Source organism: Hyphomicrobium sp., assembly GCF_035687085.1.
Classification (GTDB): Bacteria; Pseudomonadota; Alphaproteobacteria; order Rhizobiales; family Hyphomicrobiaceae; genus Hyphomicrobium_B.
Map to the genome: position 1 here is coordinate 84,686 of NZ_DASRYS010000010.1, position 19,183 is coordinate 103,868.

General features: G+C 60.7%; 17 protein-coding genes. 12 read left to right on the forward strand and 5 right to left on the reverse strand.

Features of this window, described 5'->3' with window-relative positions:
• Nucleotide 1: 1 nt before the first annotated feature.
• Complete coding sequence (gene ctaD / locus VFG26_RS07595; protein WP_325023881.1) at nt 2–2,557, reverse strand: cytochrome c oxidase subunit I; 2,556 nt, start codon at nt 2,555–2,557, stop codon at nt 2–4.
• Complete coding sequence (gene coxB / locus VFG26_RS07600; protein WP_325023883.1) at nt 2,557–4,188, reverse strand: cytochrome c oxidase subunit II; 1,632 nt, start codon at nt 4,186–4,188, stop codon at nt 2,557–2,559. The genes ctaD and coxB overlap by 1 nt, the downstream gene beginning before the upstream one ends.
• A 154-nt stretch (nt 4,189–4,342) precedes the next feature.
• Here coxB and VFG26_RS07605 point away from each other — a divergent pair, with 154 nt between their 5' ends.
• Nucleotides 4,343–6,199 (forward strand): methanol/ethanol family PQQ-dependent dehydrogenase, encoded by a 1,857-nt coding sequence (locus tag VFG26_RS07605; RefSeq protein ID WP_414653268.1) that lies wholly within the window; start codon nt 4,343–4,345, stop codon nt 6,197–6,199.
• Between the two features lie 19 nt (nt 6,200–6,218).
• Here the strand turns inward: VFG26_RS07605 and VFG26_RS07610 are convergent, their stop codons facing one another.
• Nucleotides 6,219–6,566 carry a DUF488 domain-containing protein gene (locus tag VFG26_RS07610; protein ID WP_325023888.1) on the reverse strand — a complete coding sequence of 116 codons (348 nt, stop codon included), beginning with the start codon at nt 6,564–6,566 and terminating at the stop codon, nt 6,219–6,221.
• Nucleotides 6,567–6,684: 118 nt separating this feature from the next.
• Between VFG26_RS07610 and VFG26_RS07615 the strand changes: the two genes are divergently transcribed.
• The gene (locus VFG26_RS07615; RefSeq protein WP_325023890.1) at nt 6,685–7,260 is read left to right on the forward strand and encodes a uracil-DNA glycosylase family protein; all 576 of its coding nucleotides are present in this window, start codon (nt 6,685–6,687) and stop codon (nt 7,258–7,260) included.
• Nucleotides 7,261–7,278: 18 nt separating this feature from the next.
• Here VFG26_RS07615 and VFG26_RS07620 read toward each other — a convergent pair whose 3' ends face one another.
• Nucleotides 7,279–8,334, reverse strand: a complete 1,056-nt coding sequence (locus tag VFG26_RS07620; RefSeq protein WP_325023892.1) for a DUF2776 family protein — start codon at nt 8,332–8,334, stop codon at nt 7,279–7,281.
• A 408-nt stretch (nt 8,335–8,742) separates the two neighbouring features.
• Here VFG26_RS07620 and VFG26_RS07625 point away from each other — a divergent pair, with 408 nt between their 5' ends.
• From VFG26_RS07625 to VFG26_RS07660, 8 genes are all read left to right on the forward strand, one after another.
• Nucleotides 8,743–9,333, forward strand: coding sequence for a cupin domain-containing protein (locus tag VFG26_RS07625; protein WP_325023894.1), 591 nt, complete (start codon nt 8,743–8,745; stop codon nt 9,331–9,333).
• Nucleotides 9,334–9,463: 130 nt separating this feature from the next.
• On the forward strand, nt 9,464–10,315 hold the full coding sequence (locus VFG26_RS07630) for a nitrilase family protein (RefSeq protein ID WP_325023896.1): 852 nt from the start codon (nt 9,464–9,466) through the stop codon (nt 10,313–10,315).
• Between the two features lie 15 nt (nt 10,316–10,330).
• The gene (locus VFG26_RS07635; RefSeq protein ID WP_325023898.1) at nt 10,331–11,284 is read left to right on the forward strand and encodes an agmatinase family protein; all 954 of its coding nucleotides are present in this window, start codon (nt 10,331–10,333) and stop codon (nt 11,282–11,284) included.
• Nucleotides 11,285–11,322: 38 nt separating this feature from the next.
• Nucleotides 11,323–12,297, forward strand: coding sequence for an ABC transporter substrate-binding protein (locus VFG26_RS07640; RefSeq protein ID WP_325023900.1), 975 nt, complete (start codon nt 11,323–11,325; stop codon nt 12,295–12,297).
• A gap of 79 nt (nt 12,298–12,376) precedes the next feature.
• Entirely contained in the window at nt 12,377–13,183 is an 807-nt protein-coding gene (locus VFG26_RS07645) for an ABC transporter permease (protein ID WP_325023902.1), read from the forward strand.
• Nucleotides 13,180–13,977: an ABC transporter ATP-binding protein gene (locus tag VFG26_RS07650; RefSeq protein WP_325023905.1), complete on the forward strand. Its 798-nt coding sequence runs from the start codon at nt 13,180–13,182 to the stop codon at nt 13,975–13,977. Before VFG26_RS07645 ends, VFG26_RS07650 begins: the two co-directional genes overlap by 4 nt.
• 18 nt (nt 13,978–13,995) lie before the next feature.
• Nucleotides 13,996–15,126 carry a M20 family metallopeptidase gene (locus tag VFG26_RS07655; protein ID WP_325023907.1) on the forward strand — a complete coding sequence of 377 codons (1,131 nt, stop codon included), beginning with the start codon at nt 13,996–13,998 and terminating at the stop codon, nt 15,124–15,126.
• Nucleotides 15,127–15,142: 16 nt separating this feature from the next.
• On the forward strand, nt 15,143–16,669 hold the full coding sequence (locus VFG26_RS07660) for an FAD-dependent oxidoreductase (protein WP_325023909.1): 1,527 nt from the start codon (nt 15,143–15,145) through the stop codon (nt 16,667–16,669).
• Nucleotides 16,670–16,682: 13 nt separating this feature from the next.
• Here VFG26_RS07660 and VFG26_RS07665 read toward each other — a convergent pair whose 3' ends face one another.
• Nucleotides 16,683–16,946 carry a hypothetical protein gene (locus VFG26_RS07665; protein WP_325023911.1) on the reverse strand — a complete coding sequence of 88 codons (264 nt, stop codon included), beginning with the start codon at nt 16,944–16,946 and terminating at the stop codon, nt 16,683–16,685.
• Between the two features lie 423 nt (nt 16,947–17,369).
• On the opposite strand from VFG26_RS07665, the gene VFG26_RS07670 reads away from it, so the two are divergent.
• Nucleotides 17,370–18,545: a zinc-dependent alcohol dehydrogenase gene (locus tag VFG26_RS07670; RefSeq protein ID WP_325023914.1), complete on the forward strand. Its 1,176-nt coding sequence runs from the start codon at nt 17,370–17,372 to the stop codon at nt 18,543–18,545.
• Between the two features lie 24 nt (nt 18,546–18,569).
• A complete protein-coding gene (locus VFG26_RS07675) occupies nt 18,570–19,136 on the forward strand; it encodes a hypothetical protein (protein ID WP_325023916.1) in 567 nt (188 codons plus the stop codon).
• Nucleotides 19,137–19,183: the final 47 nt, after the last annotated feature.

Below are 19,183 nucleotides of genomic sequence, written 5' to 3' on the forward strand. Positions count from 1 at the left end.
CTCATTCTCCCACCAGCCGTGGGAACCCGCGCGTAAGCAGTAGGCCGAACAAGCCCTGGCCGACCGCATAGACCCAAAGCAAATACAGGGTCTGCATCGAGAGACGACGCGCCGCATCGAGCTTACCGGCGACGTAGCGCGCAATCACAAAGCCGGCGCCGATCACGAGCGTTAGAACCAAAAGCCCCTGCAATGCGATCGCCAGATAGGTCATGGCGGAATAGCTATCCCTACTCGGCATGAGCCCAGCGTCGAGCTGAGATTTGAAGTCCACTGCGAGGGAACCGACGAGGAGAGCTGCCGCGGCCGCGACCATGGCGGGGAAACCGATCTGCCGCGCGCCGGGCTCCGGCAGAAGATGACGCGCTAGGTGAATGAATACGCCGCTCGCCACGAGCAAAACGCCAGCCGCGATCGCCCATCCTACGTGCGAGATTTCCCTGAACTTCGGGTTGGGCCAAACCTGGGGAGAGACGGTCCAGAGATAGAAATAGGAAAAAACGTACGCGAGGTAGAGGGCCGCGCCGACGACCATCAGCAGCACCATCGCCCACCAGGAGATCGATTGCGGTCCCGTGTTGTAGGTCGGCAAGCGCACGCCGTCCGCGATCTCAACCAGGCCTTTGTCTGGTCCCGGATCCGTATCCCACAGCCAGACGAGAATGGAGCTCACCGCGAGCGCCGCGAAGATTGCTGCTGGGATAATTAGGCTGACGGTCAGCGAGAGAAACATGAAGGCGACGAACACTGCCGCGAGCACATGCGGCCAGCCCGGCTTGGGCAAGCGCATGACGAATTCGGGCTCGCCGTCGATCGCGGAGGTGGCAAGCGTTTCGCGTCCGCCGGTTGGGTTACCCGGCAGATAGTAGCGTCCCGCCTCCACGTCTTGCGCCAACTTCGGATCGTTCCACAGCGGATAGCGGCTGGTGACAATCGGCGTGGAGCGGCTGCCGTACGTGTCGTTCGGAAGCCACTCGAGTGTTCCGGCATTCCAGATGTTGCCGATCGTTTCTTTGGATGTGATCCGGTAGCGGCGTAGGAGATCGTAACAGACAAGCAGGACGCCAGCTGCGACCGCCACGGAGCCCACTGTCGAGATCATGTTGAGCGTGCCCCAGCCGACTTCCGCAGGATAGGTGTACACGCGCCGCGGCATGCCCATGAGGCCGGTCAGGTGCATCGGAAAGAATGCGACGTTGAAGCCGATGAACATGAGACCGAAAGCCCATTTGCCGAGCTTCTCGGAGAGCTGATGCCTACTGAACACCGGCGTCCAGTAATAGATCGAGGCGAACAGCGGAAAAACCATGCCGCCTATGAGCACGTAATGGAAATGCGCCACGACGAAGTAGGTGTCGTGAACCTGCTGATCGAACGGCACCATGGCAACCATCACGCCGGTCAGGCCGCCGAGTACGAAAATGAAGATGAAGCCGAGTATGAAGAGCGAGGCCACTGTGAGCTTGAGCCTCCCCGCCGCGATCGTGGCGATCCATGAGAACACCTGGATGCCGCTCGGAAGAGAAACAGCCATGCTCGCCGCCGAGAAGAAGCTTTGCGAAAGAGCCGGCAGCCCCGTGGCGAACATATGATGCACCCACAGGCCAAAGCTGAAGAAGCCCGTGGCGACGAGAGCGATGACGATCAAGCTGTAGCCGACGAGCGGCACGCCAGCCATGGTCGGCAAGATCATCGAGACGGCGCCTGCTGCGGGCAGGAAGATGATGTAGACCTCGGGGTGTCCGAAGAACCAGAACAGATGCTGCCAGAGCAACGGATCGCCGCCACGCGTTGAATTGAAGAAGGGCCAGCCGAACGCGCGTTCCAATTCGAGCATCATCGTGGCGAGAATGAGCGAGGGAAACGCCACCATGACGATGCCGGCAAGGACTAGCATGCTCCACGCAAAGATCGGCATGCGCGAGAGGGCCATGCCTGCCGCGCGTGTGCGCAGAACTCCGATGATGATCTCGATCGCACCGGCGATGGCCGAGATTTCAATGAAGCCGATGCCGAGAAGCCAAAAGTCGGCGCCATAACCGGGCGAGAACTCGGAGTTGGTTAGCGGCGGATACATGAACCAGCCGCCCGACGGCGCCAAGTCCAGAAACAAGGACAGGAAGAAAGCGGTGCCGCCGATCGCGTAGGCCCAGTAAGCGAACGCCGTGAGCCGGGGAAATGGAAGATCGCGCGCGCCCAGCATTTGCGGCAGCAGCAGTACGCCCAATGCTTCCACCACGGGCACGGCGAACAGGAACATCATCACCGAGCCGTGCATCGTGAAGATCTGGTTGTATGCCTCCTGCGAAAGGAAGGTGTTGCTCGGCACGGCGAGCTGAAGGCGCATCAGAAGCGCGAGAATCCCGCCGAGCAGAAAGAAAACAAAGGCCGTGCCGACATACCAGACGCCCACGCGCGTGTTGTTGATGTCGGTGAGCGAACGCCATCCTCGCGGCGCCTCCCATGCCTTCTGAAGCGCCTCGAGTTCGCCCGGCGGACGCGGCAGCTTATTGGGATAGCCGCTCGACGCGACGGCGGACGTTGCTTCTTCAGCCATTATTTCAAGCTCGCGAGGTAGGCGACGATCGCCGAGAGGTCATCGGATGGGAGGTGCCCAAACTCGGGCATTCGATTGTTGGGCTTGAGCCGATCGTTTTCGCGCAGCCACAGATCGATGTTTTCTGCGGACATCGGCAGCACCTCACCTGCGAGGGCGCCGCGGCTCGCGAGATGAGTAAGGTCAGGCCCGAGCCGTCCGCGGGCGTTGGTTCCGCGGATTTCGTGGCAGACGACGCAGGCGGTCTTGAAGACCTCTTGTCCACGAACGAGTTTCTGGTCATCAGCCGGCGAGGCTGCCGGGCGAAGTTCTGCTTTCAGCCACTCGTCGTATGCTTCCGGTTCCATAACAACGACTCGAAGCGCCATCATCGCGTGTGGCCCGCCGCAATACTCTGCGCATTGGCCGCGGTACGTCCCCGTCTTCGTCGGCGTGAACGTGAGGGTATTCGTGCGGCCGGGGATGAGATCGATCTTTCCCGCAAGCGCCGGAACCCAGAAGCTATGGATGACATCGGCCGACGTCAGCTGAAGCCGCACCGGCCGGCCGGCGGCAATGCGGATCTCATTGGCGCTCGAGAGCGCGGTCGCACTCGCGTCCGGTTGCTTATAGGTGACGCGCCACCACCACTGCTCGCCCTGGACGGTGATGTCCTGCGCCGCCTTTGCCTCAGCGCTTTCGGACCAAGCCATCCAGAGCCCATAGCCAAGCAGAGCCGTCAGGACGACGACCGGGAAGGCAACGCCGCCCAATACGATTGCGCGGTTGTTGCCAAGTGGCCCTCGAAGCTTCTCGCTCCCGAGGGCGGCCAGTACGAGAAGTCCCATCACAATGAGAAAAATGAGCGTGCCGCCAACGAAGAGGGTCCACGACAAGCGCGTCACTTCAGCGGATTCGAGGCTTGCGGGATGGAGCGCAGACTGCACATCACTGCAGCCCGCCAGAAGCAGAAGAAGAGGAATCACGAGAGCCGATCGCTTCGGGATTTCGGGGTATGCCAGCTCAAGGGCCGAAATCCACCGCACAGCAATGGCAATGCCGGCGGCGACATAGGTGAGCGGGCAGACCGCGATCATGATCAGCCCGGCCAGCTGCTGGTCGGCGAGCGCGGTGTATGCGCCATGTCCACCGTGATGAGCATGCGAGTTCGCTAGCTCGTAGAGCGGACGCGGAGAGAACACCAGGATGGCTGCGAACAGGCAGAAGAGCTTGCCCGTGATGAGAAGGCCAAGGATCGCTTGCCAGCGTGCACGCGCCGCAACTCCAAGAACGGCGCACCAAAAGAATAAGCCTGCCGCAAAGAGCGAGCCCACCATGACCAAATGCGCGATGAGATCGGCTTGGGCCGCCTCGAACACAGGAGGCAGGTGCCAGATCCAAATCAGCGCGATCTGAATGGCAGCTGCTGCTGCCAGCATCCGGCCCGACACCGGCGGAAGATTGCGTTGCAACACCCATGCGCTCGCTGGCGCGGCGAGGCCGAGCAGCGCAATGTGATCGAACATGTGCTGGGAAAGCGCGCCTAACGCAAAGCTGTAGCCGAGGGCGCGCGCGAGGATAAGGCTACCGCAGATAAGCGCAAATACGGAAAGCGCGGCTGCCAACGGACGGGCACTGGAAGATATCCGCAAGGGTCTCCTCAAGGCTTCATCCCGCCGGACTCCAGTTATCGATCCTTTTTCGCACTAACGTGCAGAATGAAAAATTCGTTCCCGTTCGGGAACATTCTTCTATCGCCATGCATTGCGTTTCGAGCAGCTGACGCATGGAGGATCGCCGGTGGCCCTGCGCCATTCTACTCTCCCCTTCTTTCTTTCTGCATTGACGGCAATTGCCCTCGGCCTCACACTCAGTTCCTCGCAAGCACAGCAAACATCGCCTCCCGACGAAGATCAGGGCGGCGTGCCGCATAATTCGAGCACCAGCAAGCCGCGAGCGCCCGCTTTCGCGACGACCGGCCCAGAGTGGGCGTCGCCTGGGAAAAATCCAGCACTGACGCGCTACAGTGAGCTCAAGCAAATCACTGCCGAGAACGTCAAAGATCTGAAGGTCGTCTCCAGCTTCTCGACCGGCCTCAACAAGGGGCATGAGGCTGCGCCACTTCTGGTTGGCTCTACGCTCTACTTCGTGACGCCCTACCCCAACGTGGTTTACGCGCTCGACGTGACGAAGCCCGGAATGCCACTCAAATGGAAGTTCGAGCCGAAGCCGCTTGCGGCCTCACAGGGCGTGGCATGCTGCGATGTCGTCAACCGCGGCGCCGCATACGCCGACGGGCGCCTTTTCTTCAATACGCTGGACGGTCAGACAATCGCACTCGAAGCGGAGAGCGGAAAGGAGCTCTGGCGATCTCAGCTCGGCGACATCTCCAGAGGCGAGACGATCACGATGGCGCCTCTCGTGGCAAAGGACAAAGTCATCGTCGGAAATTCCGGCGGCGAAATGGGCGTACGCGGCTGGGCGCAAGCGCTCGATGTTGCGACCGGCAAGACGGTGTGGAAAGCCTATAGCACCGGGCCCGATACCGAGGTTCTGATCGGCGACGACTACAAGCCCTTTTACGAAAAGGAGAAGGGCAAGGATCTCGGCGTCACGACCTGGCCCGCCGGCATGTGGGAGCAAGGCGGCGGCACCGTCTGGGGCTGGATCAGCTACGATCCTGAACTCAATCTCATCTACTACGGGACGTCGAATCCGGGGCCGTGGAATTCATCGATGCGGCCAGGGGACAACAAGTGGACGGCCGGCATTTTCGCGCGCGACCTCGATACCGGTCAGGCGCGCTGGTTCTACCAATTGAGCCCGCACGACGTCTCCGATTACGACGGCGTCAACGAGAACATTCTCATCGACTTGGAGTGGAAGGGCGAGCAGCGGAAAGTACTCGTTCATCCGGACCGCAACGGACACGTCTATGTCATCGATCGCACTAGCGGCGAGGTGCTGTCGGCCGAAGCGTTTCATTTCGTCAACAGCTCGCATGGCGTCGACTTGAAGACAGGCCAGCTTCTCTACAACGAAGAGAAGAGACCGCAGACCAACAAAAAAGTGACCAACATCTGCCCCGCTCCACCGGGCGCGAAGGATTGGCAGCCCTCCGCGTTTTCACACGACACAGGGCTCCTCTATATGCCGCAAAACAACCTCTGCATGGATCTCGTTGAGACGGAGGTTGGCTACATCGCCGGCACGCCTTACGTCGGCGCGGACGTGCACATGAAAGCGGGACCCGGCGGCCACCGCGGCGAATACAGCGCGTGGGACATCACGGCCGGCAAAGAAGTCTGGACCATCAAGGAAAACTTTCCGGTGTGGAGCGGGACTGTCGTGACTGCCGGAAATGTCGCGTTCTACGGCACCATGGAAGGCTGGTTCAAAGCCATCGACGCCACTACTGGCAAGGAGCTTTGGAAGTTCAAGACCGGCTCAGGGATCATCGGCCAACCGACCACGTGGGCAGGTCCGGATGGCAAGCAATACGTCGCCGTGCTCTCCGGTGTTGGAGGCTGGGCAGGGGCAATCGTCTCCGGACCGCTCGACGGCCGCGACGGTACGGCGGCACTCGGCTTCGCCAATGCGATGCGCGATCTACCCGAGCACACCACCGCGGGCGGGTCATTGTATGTCTTCGCGCTTCCTTAGTTTGGACGCCGGAGTTTCCTTATGCGGCGAGAATTTTCGCTAGCACGACGGCTTCGTTGTGGTCCTGGTCGCGCGCGCCAAACAGAAGGGTGACTGTGCCTTTGCGCGTCTTCGCTCTCAGTTCGGCAAGATCCGTCTGATGGCCCTTCAGCTCCGCGCGGTAACGCGTTTGGAATTCCTTCCAGCGGGCCGGATCATGCCCAAACCAGCGGCGAAGCTCGTCTGAGGGAGCTATATCCTTCATCCAGAGGTCGAGGGCCGCGCGCTCCTTGCTGATGCCGCGTGGCCATAGACGGTCGACGAGCACGCGAAAGCCATCGGACGCCTGCGGCGGATCGTATATCCTTTTGATCTGGATTTTGCCCATGGGCTTTCCCAGATTGCGGCGGATTGCTCTGAGGCTCGCACAGCCTCAATTGTCTCACGAATATCTTGTTTTCGGCCTAGTCCGTTGGAGACAGAGTTAAGTTGAGGTCATTTGAGGTTTGACGAAGCTTGATACCCTCCTGGCCGAGGTGCGCGCCTGCCGCGCCTGTGCGGGCGTTCTTCCGCTCGGCCCGCGCCCTGTGCTCCAGGTTTCGGCGACTGCGCGCGTGCTGATCGCGGGCCAAGCGCCCGGCACGAAAGTGCATGCAAGCGGCGTTCCCTTCGCGGATGCGTCGGGTGCCCGTCTTCGCGAATGGATGGGCGTGTCAGCCGACGCGTTCTACGACGCGAGCAAGTTTGCGATTTTGCCGATGGGCTTTTGTTATCCCGGACGGCTAGACGGCGGCGGCGACGCTCCTCCGCGAACCGAGTGCGCTCCCCTGTGGCGAGACCGGCTGCTCGCCTTCATGCCCGACTTGCGGCTGACGTTGCTGGTCGGCTCGTATGCCCAAGTCCACGCGTTGGGCCGGGGAAAAATGACCGAGCGGGTGAGAGATTTTCAGGGCCATCTGCCGAGCATGTTTTCGCTGCCGCATCCCTCATGGCGCTCGCGGCACTGGGCGACGCAAAATCCGTGGTTCGATGCGGAGGTTCTCCCCGAACTGCGGCGCGCTATAAGGTCAGCGCTCACGTGATGGGTTCTACATCGCACATCACGACCTGCCGGAGCCCGACGTGCCCGCTTCCAAGATCGAGACGATCGAGAACAGCGTGAAGCACACTGCGCCAAGTCCGACCATGACGCGGGAAGGTACGAAGTATGCTGCGTTGGTGTCGGAAGCTTCAAACAGGAAAGCCGCAGCAAACAGACATGTTAAAGCGGTTAGAACCGGCAACAGTGGAATGCGATTTGCCAGCGGAAAGCTTCGGCGCCAGACGAGCGCCAGAAGCAGCGCCTTCGACAGAATGCTGAAGCAGATTAGCCCCAGTCCGATTAGTACGATGCCTGGTGCGAGGCGATAGGCGTGATCGTTGCTGATCAGCACATAGATGCCGAGCAGGATATTGATCGAGCCCATGACGATGACCAGCCAGCTCCAGAGCATACGCTCGCCCTTCGTGAACTCGTTGCGGATTTGGCGGACGATGGTTGCGACGAGCGCCGTCAGGCTGAGACAGATTGCTGAGAGGCCGAACACCACATGGCCCGCCACGTAGCCGGGCTGATCGCCTCGCATCAGAAGCCGATACGTCAGCACGAATCCTACGATCGCGCAGATCACGGGAATGGCTATCAGTTGCAGGGCCACGCGTTTCGTATGCGCGCCATCGGGCGGCCCATCTTCGGGCTTTCGCCCAGCACTGACGTTGATGAGCGTGAACACGGTGGATGCCGTTGCGACGGTGCTTACGCACATCGCTATCAATCCGACCCCGATTGCAATGTGTCCGGCGACGATGTGTTCCCCCGTATGACTTGAAGCCACCAGGGCGATGCCATAGGCGATCGCGGCAAGCGAAACGACGTAGCCCGATGTTGGCAGGGCCCAGCGCCAGAACTCACCGTAACGATGAACGAGCTGACGAATGATCGTCGCCGCCGTAGTGAAGAGTGCGTAACAGATCGCCGTCAGCGCAATATTCACGTGACCCGCCACAAAGTGGTTGGCGCCGGTCCCGCCGTACAAAATGTAAAGACCAAATGCGAGACAAATCGCTCCCATCACCAGAGGGATGGCGCGGAACAGTACGCTGATCTCGAAGTTCATGACGGCCTCTTCAGGTACCCGCGCGCGATATCGGTTTGCGGGAGCTGGCGTCAGGCGTCGTGGAAGTGACGGCACACATTCAACATGCACCGTCTACTGCCGTTCCCCCTATCCGATGTTGCGGCTAGTCATTCGCAATTGCCTTGCCGTTTGGGATCGGGTTCTCGCCGCCCGCGAGGATGGGGAACCTGAAATTGCTCGGCACGCAGGATCGGCAACAGCCGGTCATCCGGCATGCGCAAAGGCGTCCGGGTTGCCGATCGCACTCCCTTCGACGAGTGGCCACGCGGCTCGCCGCACCGGCAGTGCCTTGTTTTTTCGCAGAATGCTCAACAGATTAGACAAAACCGCCGAATGGAGGCATCAATCCATTCAAAAAAATCCTCCCGCTCAAGGTGAGATCGCAGCATGGCGGCCAAAGGCCAACGTTCCAACAGTCAACCAATCCAGCTTGGCCAGCGGCTAAAGACTGCACGAAAGGCAAAAGGTCTGCTCTTGCGCGAGGTCGCAGATCAGGTCGGGTGCTCAAAGAGCCTGCTCTCGAAGTTTGAGCACGGCGCGGCTTCGCCTTCGCTCTCGACGCTGCATCGGATCGTGCAAGTCCTCGGCATCAATATCGGCGCCCTGTGCGACCATGTTCCGGCAAGCATAGTCCATGTCTCGAAAGCCAATAGCAGACCAGTCATCACCACCGCCGCCAATGGCTCCGACGTGGGTGTCGTTCTCGAGCGATTGGTACCGCACGGTGCCGGACACCAGCTGCAGGGAAATATCCACATCGTCCCGCCCGGCCACGGCAGCGTGGGTTCAATCACGCATGAGGGCGAGGAGATCGGTTATATCCTGGCTGGCCGTTTGGATTTGACGATCGGCAAAGACACCTTCCGGCTGAAGGAGGGAGACAGCTTCGTTTTCTCGTCTGGCATCGATCATTCCTATCGCAATCCAGGACGCAAGACCGCGAAGATCATCTGGATCAACACGCCTCCCACATTCTGAAGTTCGAGCACCGCGAAGTTTAGAATTCGCGCACGCCTGCGACGAGTTGAAAACCGCTCAACTTCCAAGTTGCGAGTCGAGTTGAACTATGCTCAACATTTTTCACGTACGAGATACGTGGAGTTGAAGCATGGCCGCGGGATCCGGCGAAACCCCTCTCACTATTGCTTGCATTCAGATGGAGCCAAAATTTGGCGACACGGCAGGCAACGTCGAACGCATCGTTCGCCTCATTGAAGAAGCCGCCGACAAGGGCGCTGAGCTCATCGTTCTTCCAGAGCTCTGCAGCACCGGATACGTTTTCAACTCACGCGCTGAAGCTTTCGCATTAGCCGAAAGCATTCCGGATGGACCGACCGTCGAGGCATGGTCGGCCGTCGCAAAGAAGCGCGGTTTGTACCTCGTGGCAGGCATTGCCGAGCGCGACGGCGAGAAGTTGTTCAACTCCGCGGTAATGATCGGCCCTGAAGGCTATATCGGCACGTTCCGCAAGGTGCATCTCTGGGGCGACGAGAACCTCTACTTCGAGCCCGGTGATCTCGGCTTTCCGGTTTTCCCGACGCCGTTCGGCCGCGTCGGCATTATGATCTGCTACGACCAGTGGTTTCCGGAAGCGTATAGATCCTGCGCGCTCAGCGGCGCGGATATTGTGTGCATCCCGACGAACTGGGTGCCGATCCCCGGGCAAGATCCCAAGCGCGAAGCCATGGCGAACATTATCGCGATGGCAGCCGCCCACACGAACTCGATCTATGTGGCCGCCGCCAATCGCATTGGCACGGAGCGCGGCCAGCCCTTCATCGGACAGAGCCTGATCGTCAGCTACACCGGCTGGCCCGTCGGCGGACCGGCCTCTCCCGACACACAAGAGATCATCCTCGCCAGCGTCAATGTATCGGACGCGCGAAGAAAGCGCCGCTGGAACGATCACAATCAGGTCGTGCGCGACCGCAGGCCAGACCAATACCACAACGATCTATAATCGGATCCCCACTTCATGAAACTCACGAGCAGCCCGCCTCCCTTCACCTTTCTCGGCGCACCTTTCGTCGAAGCTGACGCCAAGCTTTTAAGGGAGAGAGGCACCAAGGCCGCCCTTCTCGGCATGCCCTACGACATGGGCGGCATCTGGCGGACGGGAACGGCCGATGGTCCGCGCGGCTTGCGCGATGCTTCCCGCCAGTACGGTTCCTACTTCTTCGACGACGACGTCGATCTGCTGGAAACGTTCAAACTCGTCGATTGCGGCAACGCGCCGATGGTTCCGGCTAGCCCCGAGAAGTGCCGGGCCGCCATGAAGCATGGCGCTTCCGAGATCATCCGCTCGGGCGCCACGGGAATCTTTATCGGCGGCGATCACTCCATTCCGATTCCCATCGGCCAGGCGCTCTCGGAAGCAACGCCGGGCAAGATCGGCTACATCGTCTTCGACGCCAATATGGACGCCGAAGAAGAGGTCGACGGCGAGCGCTTCTCGAACTGGTCGGAAGCCTGCCGCCTCGCCGAGATGCCGAATCTCGATCCCAAGAACATGGTGATGATCGGCATTCGCGGCTCGCTCAACACGCGCCGGCAGTTCGAGTATGTGAAGTCGAAGGGCATCACCGTCTTCGCGATGCGCGATATCATCGAGCTCGGCATCGTCGAGGTCATGAACAGAGCGATCGCCATCGCCGGTAACGGCACCGAAGCGCTGTACGTGAGCTTCGATACGGATGGCGTGGACGCGGCTTATGCGCCTGGCACAAGCGGACCGGAACCGGGCGGCCTGACCTCACGCGAGATCATCACGGCAGCGCGCATGCTCGGCCGGCATGGCGTCACCATTTTCGACATCGTGGAGCTCTGCCCCGCCTACGATCCCTCCGGCATCACCGCGCGGCTCGCCTGCTACATCATCTTCAATCTGCTGGGCGCCTCACACGCGGCGAACGAGCTGCGAGCTCGTTGACCTGTCTCATTTCTCGATAACACTGGAGGACTTGCGAGTTGATCAAGAAAGTATTTGCGGCCCTAGCCATGGCTGCAGCCATGATGGGTTCACCGGCCGCTAAAGCCGATGACGCGCCGTTGCAGATTGGCGTGACCATCTGGCCGGGCTGGATGCCGTGGTGGATCGTCGAAGAGAAGGGATACTTCGATGAGGTTGGCGTCAAAGCCAAGATCGTGAAATTCAAGCGTCATGCCGACGACATGTCTGCCTTCGCGGGCAAGCAGCTCGACGCCACGCACATGATCCTTGCCGACGTCATCATCCCCGCATCGAAGGGCGTACCCGGCCGCATCGTGCTCGTCACGGACGAGTCGTCGGGCGCCGACGGGATCGTTGCCAAGACCGGCATCGAGAGCATCAAAGACTTCAAAGGCAAGCGTGTTGCCTATGAACTCGGCGGCGTCAGCCAGCTCATCCTGATGCGCGCGCTCGAGAAGGAAGGTCTCAAACTCGAGGATGTCACCTCGGTCAACATGTCGGCGGAAGACGCAGGCACGGCGTTCCTCGCCGGTGCGGTCGACGTCGCCGTGACCTGGGAGCCCTATCTCAGCCAAGCTTCGAAAGACGGCAAAGGCCGCGTCGTATTCTCGACTGCAGACACGCCAGGCCTGGTCCCGGATCTTCTCGTCTTCCGCGCCGAGACGATCGAGAAGCGCCCTGCCGATGTGCAGAAAGTCATCGCGGCTTGGAACAAGGCGCTCGCCTTCATCAAAACCAACCGCAAGGAAGCCGTGGAGATCATGGCGAAGGGCGCGGAAATCAGCCCCGAAGAGATGGAGCAGAATCTCGCGGGCATCAAGCTCTACTCGCTCGCCGATAACGTCCGCGAGTTTGGCACGGCTCCGGATGGCCCCTTGTTCAAGACGGCCGCCGAGCAGGCCGACTTCCTGCTCAAGAGCAACCTGATCGACAGCAAGCCCGACGTGCCTTCGCTCGTTGCACCCCAGTTCGTGGGCGCGGTGAAGGAATAACTCAGACGGCATAGTTCGGCGGCGGATGCAGACGTTCATCCGCCGCCCATTTTTCTCCCTCGAGGATACATCCGGTTAAATGCCCACTTGGTTGAGCCAAATCGGCCGCATTCGCGCTCCTGTTCCGGCGGCGCTTTATTGGACCGTGGCTGCGGCGACGTTCGTTCTACCGGCCCTGGCGTGGTGGCTGGTCGCGAACGGCGGCTACGTCGATCGTCTCTTCCTGCCCAGCCCTGCCGAGGTCGCCAAACAGGCGATCGTCCTTGCAGAAAATGGACGGCTATGGGGCGATATCGGATGGAGCGTCTACCGGGTGTTCGCCGGCTTCGCCCTTGCCGCGATCATCGCCATTCCCGTCGGCATCTTGATGGGCACCTATCATATCGCCGACGCCGTCTTCGAGCCGATGACGGACTTCATCCGCTACATGCCGGCAGCTGCCTTCATTCCGCTCATCATGCTCTACGTCGGCATCGGTGAGACCGCGAAGATCCTGATGATTTTCATCGGCACCTACTTCCAGCTCGTGTTGCTGGTGGCTGCAGTCGCGCGCACCGTTCCGATCGACGTCATCAATGTCGCTTACACGCTCGGCGCATCGCGCCGGCAGGTTCTGACGAACGTCGTCATTCCGGCGAGCCTGCCAGGCCTCGTTGAGAATCTGCGGATCACGCTCGGCTGGGCTTGGACCTACGTGATCGTTGCCGAGCTGATCGCCGCGCAGCAGGGCTTGGGCTTCAGGATCATGGAAGCGCAGCGCTTCCTGAAGACCGATACGATCTTTCTTTACATCGCGATCATCGGCATTCTCGGCCTCGCGTCCGATCAGATCATGCGGCGGATCTCAGCTAAAACCATGCCGTGGGCGGAGACGTTTCACCGATGAACATCGCTGCGAAATTGGATACGGCGACCGCGACGAGCGTCGCGAAGCTCTCGGTTCGCGACATCAGCCGGAGCTTCTCAACGCGCGGGAAAACCGTCGAGGCACTGAAAGGCGTCTCGTTCGACGTGCCGAGCGGCAGCTTTTATTCGATCATCGGCCACTCGGGCTGCGGGAAGTCCACGCTTCTCAATATCGTCGCGGGCCTCGATCAAGCCACGAGCGGCGTCGTCGCTGTCGATGGCGTAGTGCGGCGGAGCCCCGGCCCCGACCGCGGCATGGTCTTTCAAAGCTACACGCTGTTCCCGTGGCTGAGCGTCGTCGAGAACGTCGCGTTTGGCCTCAGGATGAGCGGCATGGGCAAGAAGGAACGCCGGGAAGCAGCCTTGCACTACGTCGAGCTCGTCAAGCTCGGTGCGTTCGTCGATGCCTATCCGAAGGAACTGTCAGGCGGCATGCGTCAGCGCGTGGCCATGGCCCGCGCACTCGCCAACAAGCCGGCCGTGCTGCTGATGGACGAGCCGTTCGGGGCGCTTGACTCCGAGACGCGCGAGCAGATGCAGGAGCTTCTGCTCAACGTTCGCGCCAAGGAGTTCATGACGGTTCTTTTCATCACCCATGACATCGAGGAAGCGATCCTGCTGTCGGAGACGATCGGCATCATGGCTGCGCGGCCGGGCCGCGTCGCTCACGAGTTCAAGATCGACCTGCCCTATCCGCGTGACGCTGAAACGAAGATTTCCGATGCGTTTGTGCAAACCAAGCGCCGCCTCATCGAAATTTTCAAAACCGTCTGAGCTGGGTTTAACTCTCTTATGTCAATTCACCCGGCCGTTCGGCTGACGCAGGATCTGGTACGGGTGGACACGGTCAATCCGCCCGGACGGGAGGAAGCATGCGCGCGGCTTCTCGCGGATCGTCTCGAGAGGTCCGGTTTCGAGATCGAGCTCAGCTCTATTGCGCCGGGCCGTCCCAACCTCGTTGCCCGTTTGCGCGGCGCGTCGCAGAAGCCGGCGCTATGCTTCAGCGGCCATCTCGATACTGTCCCGCTCGGTGCTGAGGCTTGGACGTGGCCACCGCTGGGCGGAGACATCCACGATGGCCGCGTTTGGGGTCGAGGCACCACGGACATGAAGGCTGGCGTTGCGGCATTCGTCGTCGCGGCCGAGGCCTATGCTGACTGCAAGCAACGTCCTGCCGATATCGTATTGATGCTCAGCGCTTCGGAAGAGACCGGTTGTCAAGGCGCCGCAGCCATTGCTGCGGACCGCGCTAAATATGGGAAAATCGGTGCGTTCGTCGTTGCGGAGCCGACTGCAAACGGCGTGGTGCATGGTCACAAGGGCGCCGTGTGGGCGCAGCTCAGTGCCAAAGGCAAGACCGCGCATGGCTCAAGGCCGGATCTTGGCGTCAACGCAATTTATAAACTTGCCGATGCCGTGAGCGCCCTCCGCGCTTTCAAGTTCTCGGAGGATCTGCATCCGCTTCTGGGTTTGCCGAGCCTCAATGTCGGCACGATCACGGGCGGACAGAACGTCAATTCGGTTCCCGATACTGCAAGCCTCATGCTTGATCTCAGGACGGTCTGGCCAGGAAGCACCGATCGCATTCTGAAACAGATTGCCAGCGCCGTGGGCCCGGACATCGAGATCGCGTTGCAGCTCAGCGTGCCGAGCCTGGCAACCGATACGGGCGATCCCTGGGTGAAGCGCGTCGAGCAGCTCGTACAATCGGTGACGGGCGAAATTCAGAAGCCGAGCGCTGCAACGTTCTTTACGGATGGGCCGATCCTGCGGGAAGCCTTCAACCTCCCACCAACTCTCCTTCTCGGCCCGGGCGAACCTTCACTTGCTCATCAGACAGATGAAAGCTGCCGTCTCGACAGGATCGAAGCGGCATGCGAGATGTACAAGCTCATTATCGAGGACTGGCTGCGGGCGGCATAAACACCGAGGTTAGCAAATGTCTGAGACGTCGCAAGCGAAGGGTCCCGACCTGACACAAGGGATCGATGCCTCGGCGATCTCCAATGGCATGGTGCTCGGCCACGTGGGCGACGATGCCGTGCTGGTGACGCGGTACGGCGATGAAGTCTTCGCAATTGGTGCGATTTGCACGCATTACCAGGGCTGCCTGGCCGACGGGCTTCAAGTCGGCGATACGGTTCGCTGCCCGCTCCATCACGCTGCCTTCAACCTGCGCACGGGCGAGGCGATCCGCGCCCCTGCTCTCAATCCAGTCGCTTGCTGGCGTGTCGAACATGAGGGCGGCAAGCTCTTCGTCCGCGAGAAGATGAAGGTGGACCGCAGCCGTGCGCCGAACGGCGCGACGGTGCGTTCCGTCGTCATCGTCGGCGGTGGGGCCGCGGGAAATGCAGCCGCCGAGATGCTGAGGCGGCAGGGATACGACGGCCGCATCACCATGCTGAGTGCGGACGATGCCCTGCCCTACGACAGGCCCAATCTTTCGAAGGATTTTCTGGCCGGCACCGCGCCTCAAGATTGGATACCGCTGCGTTCGGCTGACTTTTATGAAAAGAAGCGGATTGACGTTCGCCTCGGTGCGCGAGGCGCCTCGATCGACCCCGCAGCGCGATGCGTGACGCTGGCCGATGGATCACGTTTTGAATACGATGCCTTGCTGCTGGCAACCGGAGCGTCGCCGGTGCACCTCGATTTTCCCGGGGCTCATCTCCCGAACGTGCACTACCTTCGCACATTCGACGACAGCGTTTCCCTGATCGACAAGGCCAAGGGCGCGAAACGCGTCGCCATCATCGGCGCCAGCTTCATAGGGCTCGAAACAGCGGCGTCGCTGAGGGAACGCGGACTCGAGGTTCATGTGATCGGCCCGCAAAAGCGGCCGTTGGAGCGCATCCTCGGTCCTGAACTCGGCGACATGATCAGGTCCATCCATGAGGACTATGGCGTGCGCTTTCACCTCGGATCGAGCGCCGCCTCAATCGACGACAATGGCGTCGCGCTTCAGAACGGCGAGCGGATCTCCGCCGATCTTATCGTCGCTGGCGTCGGCGTGCGGCCGGACACTGCACTCGCTACTCAGGCCGGCCTCACCGTCGACAATGGCATTGTCGTCGACACGTATTTGCAGACAAGCAGCCCCGGCATCTTTGCGGCGGGAGACATTGCCCGCTGGCCCGACCCGCACACGGGCAATTCCATTCGCGTCGAACATTGGGTCGTCGCCGAGCGGCAGGGCCAGACTGCAGCGCGAAACATTCTCGGGCAAAACGAGAAGTTCGACGCCGTGCCGTTCTTCTGGAGCCAGCACTATGACGTGTCGATCCGGTACGTTGGATTCGCGGACCGCTGGACCAGAAGCGAAGTGTCTGGCGATCCGGCTGCGCGCGATTGCCAAGTCACGTACTTTCAGGATGGCAGGATGGCCGCGATCGCCACAGTAGCCCGCGACGTCGCCAATCTGCGTGGCGAACTCGAGCTAGAGCATTCGCTCGCTACCGGCTGGTAGCGAAAAATTCCGATCAGCCCGTGGTTCCCGATTTCCGTTCGATGACGTCGATGGGGTTGGAGGATTTCTGCTTCCTCTTCTCCTTGGCCTCACGCTCCTCGTCGGCCTCAGCGTAGAGATCGCGGGTGGCGTCGTCCTGTGCGTCCGCGACAGGGCTCCGGCTCTTCCACGTTCGCGAGATCCCATAGATAATCATGACGCCCAAAACGACCGGGCCAACCATATATGCCAGCACCTGAAGCAGGTTGCTGCCCCACTGGGTGATTACGTCACTCATCATTTTACTCCCGAATTCTTCTGAAGCCGTAACACCTGCTCAACCCTGGGAGTTCCAGCGTTCCCGCGCATCGGCAAACGAGGCGTCAGCGGGCGGGACAGCCAAACGCGCCCATCCGGGGAGCCATCTCGCCATTTTATTTTTGCCGTGTGCGCCGCGATTGCTTCGCGAGGGCGCCAAAGCCCGCAACTTCCTGCCTTGCTGCAAACGAACGGGAGAGCGTGAAGAAGCCATGCGTCTGATGGCGGAAGCGCGCTCGAGCAAGACGAGGCGATCGAGCAAACGAAATTCCACTTCAAGCCGGCCTAAGGCGAGCCTGGCCCAACGAAGACGGTGACACCGCTCCCGTTCATCTCACGCTGGAACAATGTTGCCGAGATCCGGTTCTCTTGCCGGAGCCCAATTCTGTTAAGGAGAAAATGCATGAAAGCACTGGTCTGGCATGGGAAAGAGGACATCCGATGCGATCAGGTTTCCGATCCAGAGATTGAGCATCCGCGAGATGCGATCATTAAGGTAACGAGTTGCGCCATTTGCGGCTCGGACCTGCATCTCTTCCATAATTTTATCCCCGCGATGTTGCCCGGCGATATCATGGGCCACGAGATGATGGGCGAGGTCGTGGAAGTGGGTTCGGGCGTAAACGGAAACTTGAAGAAGGGCGACCGGATCGTCGTTCCCTTTACCATCTTTTGTGGTGAATGCGATCAGTGCAAAGCCGGTCACTACTCCGTGTGTCAGCGATCCAATCGCAACAAGGATCTCGCCGACAAGGTGTTCGGGCATACGACCGCTGGCCTCTTCGGATATAGTCACCTGACGGGCGGCTATCCCGGCGGGCAAGCGGAATACCTGCGCGTGCCGTTTGCGGACACCACGCACATCAAGGTTCCAGATGGCCTCACCGATGAGCAGGTTCTGTTCCTCGGCGATATCTTCCCGACGGGATGGCAGGCCGCCAAGCAGTGCGACATCCAGGATACGGACACGGTTGCGATCTGGGGATGCGGCCCCGTGGGCCAGATGGCCATTCGCAGCGCGATGCTTCTCGGCGCCAAGCAGGTCATCGCGATCGACTATCTTCCCGAGCGCCTCAGCATGGCTGAAGCGTGCGGCGCCACGACCATCAACTTCAAAGAGGAAAGCGTCGTGGAGCGGCTCAACGACCTCACGCATGGCGTTGGGCCCGACAAGTGCATCGATGCGACCGGCATGGAAAGCCACGTCTCGTTCTCGCAACCCGACACGATCTACGATCGCGCCAAGCAGATGATGATGATGGAGAACGACCGGCCCCACGTGCTGCGCGAGATGATCTACGTCTGCCGGCCGGCGGGCGTTATTTCCATACCGGGCGTCTACAGCGGCCTCATCGACAAGTTCCCGATGGGGATCGCCATGAACAAGGGGCTGACGTTCAAGATGGGGCAGACGGATGTCAACCGCTGGACGGACGATCTCGTGCGCCGGATTGCGGATGGCGAAATAGACCCCTCATTCGTCATCACACACACGGCCAAACTCGAGGACGGACCCGAAATGTACAACGTGTTTCGCGACAAGCGCGACAGCTGCATCAAAGTCGTTCTCAAACCCTAGCCCGATCGTCAGAGGGATCTCGAAATGAAACTTTTGAACCAACTTACCAGGAACCCGTCCGATCCTAAGATCATCAAATCGGGCACCAGCAGCGCCGGGCCAGCAGATAGTTTGACGCGCGGACTCGCGTGGTTTGGCATCTGCCTGGGTGCTGTCGAACTCATCGCTCCGCGGCGCATCAGCCGAGCATTGGGCGTCGATTCCCCTGGCGCGCGCATGCTCATTCGCGCCTTCGGCGTGCGCGAGATCGCGGCCGGGGTCTTGACGCTGTCGACGGAAAAGAAGATCGGACTGTGGGCACGCGTGGGCGGCGATGCACTGGATATCGCAGCGCTGACGTCGGCCCTCAACACCTACAATCCGCAGCGGAAGACCGTGGGCGCGGCGCTGGTGGCCGTGCTCGGCGTGACTGCCCTCGATCTTCTTGCTGCAGGGCAGGTCACCGCGCGCTCGGCGCGGAAGCAGCCGGCACGCAATTATTCCGACAGGTCGGGCTTTCCCAATGGGACAGGCCGCACGCGCTTTGGAAGCGTGCAAAGTCCTGCGCGCGAAATGCAGATGGGTGTTCCGGGCTCTCAGCGGAGACACTGACGCTGAGAGCTGGCGCTATCGGCAAGGGTGCGATCCGTTCGGGCTCA

Coding starts and splice junctions, on each gene's coding strand:
- ctaD (WP_325023881.1), bottom strand. CDS start 2,557: ATGGCTGAAGAAGCAACGTCCGCCGTCGCGTCGAGCGGCTATCCCAAT.
- VFG26_RS07610 (WP_325023888.1), bottom strand. CDS start 6,566: ATGGGCAAAATCCAGATCAAAAGGATATACGATCCGCCGCAGGCGTCC.
- VFG26_RS07620 (WP_325023892.1), bottom strand. CDS start 8,334: ATGAACTTCGAGATCAGCGTACTGTTCCGCGCCATCCCTCTGGTGATG.
- VFG26_RS07625 (WP_325023894.1), top strand. CDS start 8,743: ATGGCGGCCAAAGGCCAACGTTCCAACAGTCAACCAATCCAGCTTGGC.
- VFG26_RS07630 (WP_325023896.1), top strand. CDS start 9,464: ATGGCCGCGGGATCCGGCGAAACCCCTCTCACTATTGCTTGCATTCAG.
- VFG26_RS07635 (WP_325023898.1), top strand. CDS start 10,331: ATGAAACTCACGAGCAGCCCGCCTCCCTTCACCTTTCTCGGCGCACCT.
- VFG26_RS07645 (WP_325023902.1), top strand. CDS start 12,377: ATGCCCACTTGGTTGAGCCAAATCGGCCGCATTCGCGCTCCTGTTCCG.
- VFG26_RS07650 (WP_325023905.1), top strand. CDS start 13,180: ATGAACATCGCTGCGAAATTGGATACGGCGACCGCGACGAGCGTCGCG.
- VFG26_RS07655 (WP_325023907.1), top strand. CDS start 13,996: ATGTCAATTCACCCGGCCGTTCGGCTGACGCAGGATCTGGTACGGGTG.
- VFG26_RS07660 (WP_325023909.1), top strand. CDS start 15,143: ATGTCTGAGACGTCGCAAGCGAAGGGTCCCGACCTGACACAAGGGATC.
- VFG26_RS07665 (WP_325023911.1), bottom strand. CDS start 16,946: ATGAGTGACGTAATCACCCAGTGGGGCAGCAACCTGCTTCAGGTGCTG.
- VFG26_RS07670 (WP_325023914.1), top strand. CDS start 17,370: ATGAAAGCACTGGTCTGGCATGGGAAAGAGGACATCCGATGCGATCAG.
- VFG26_RS07675 (WP_325023916.1), top strand. CDS start 18,570: ATGAAACTTTTGAACCAACTTACCAGGAACCCGTCCGATCCTAAGATC.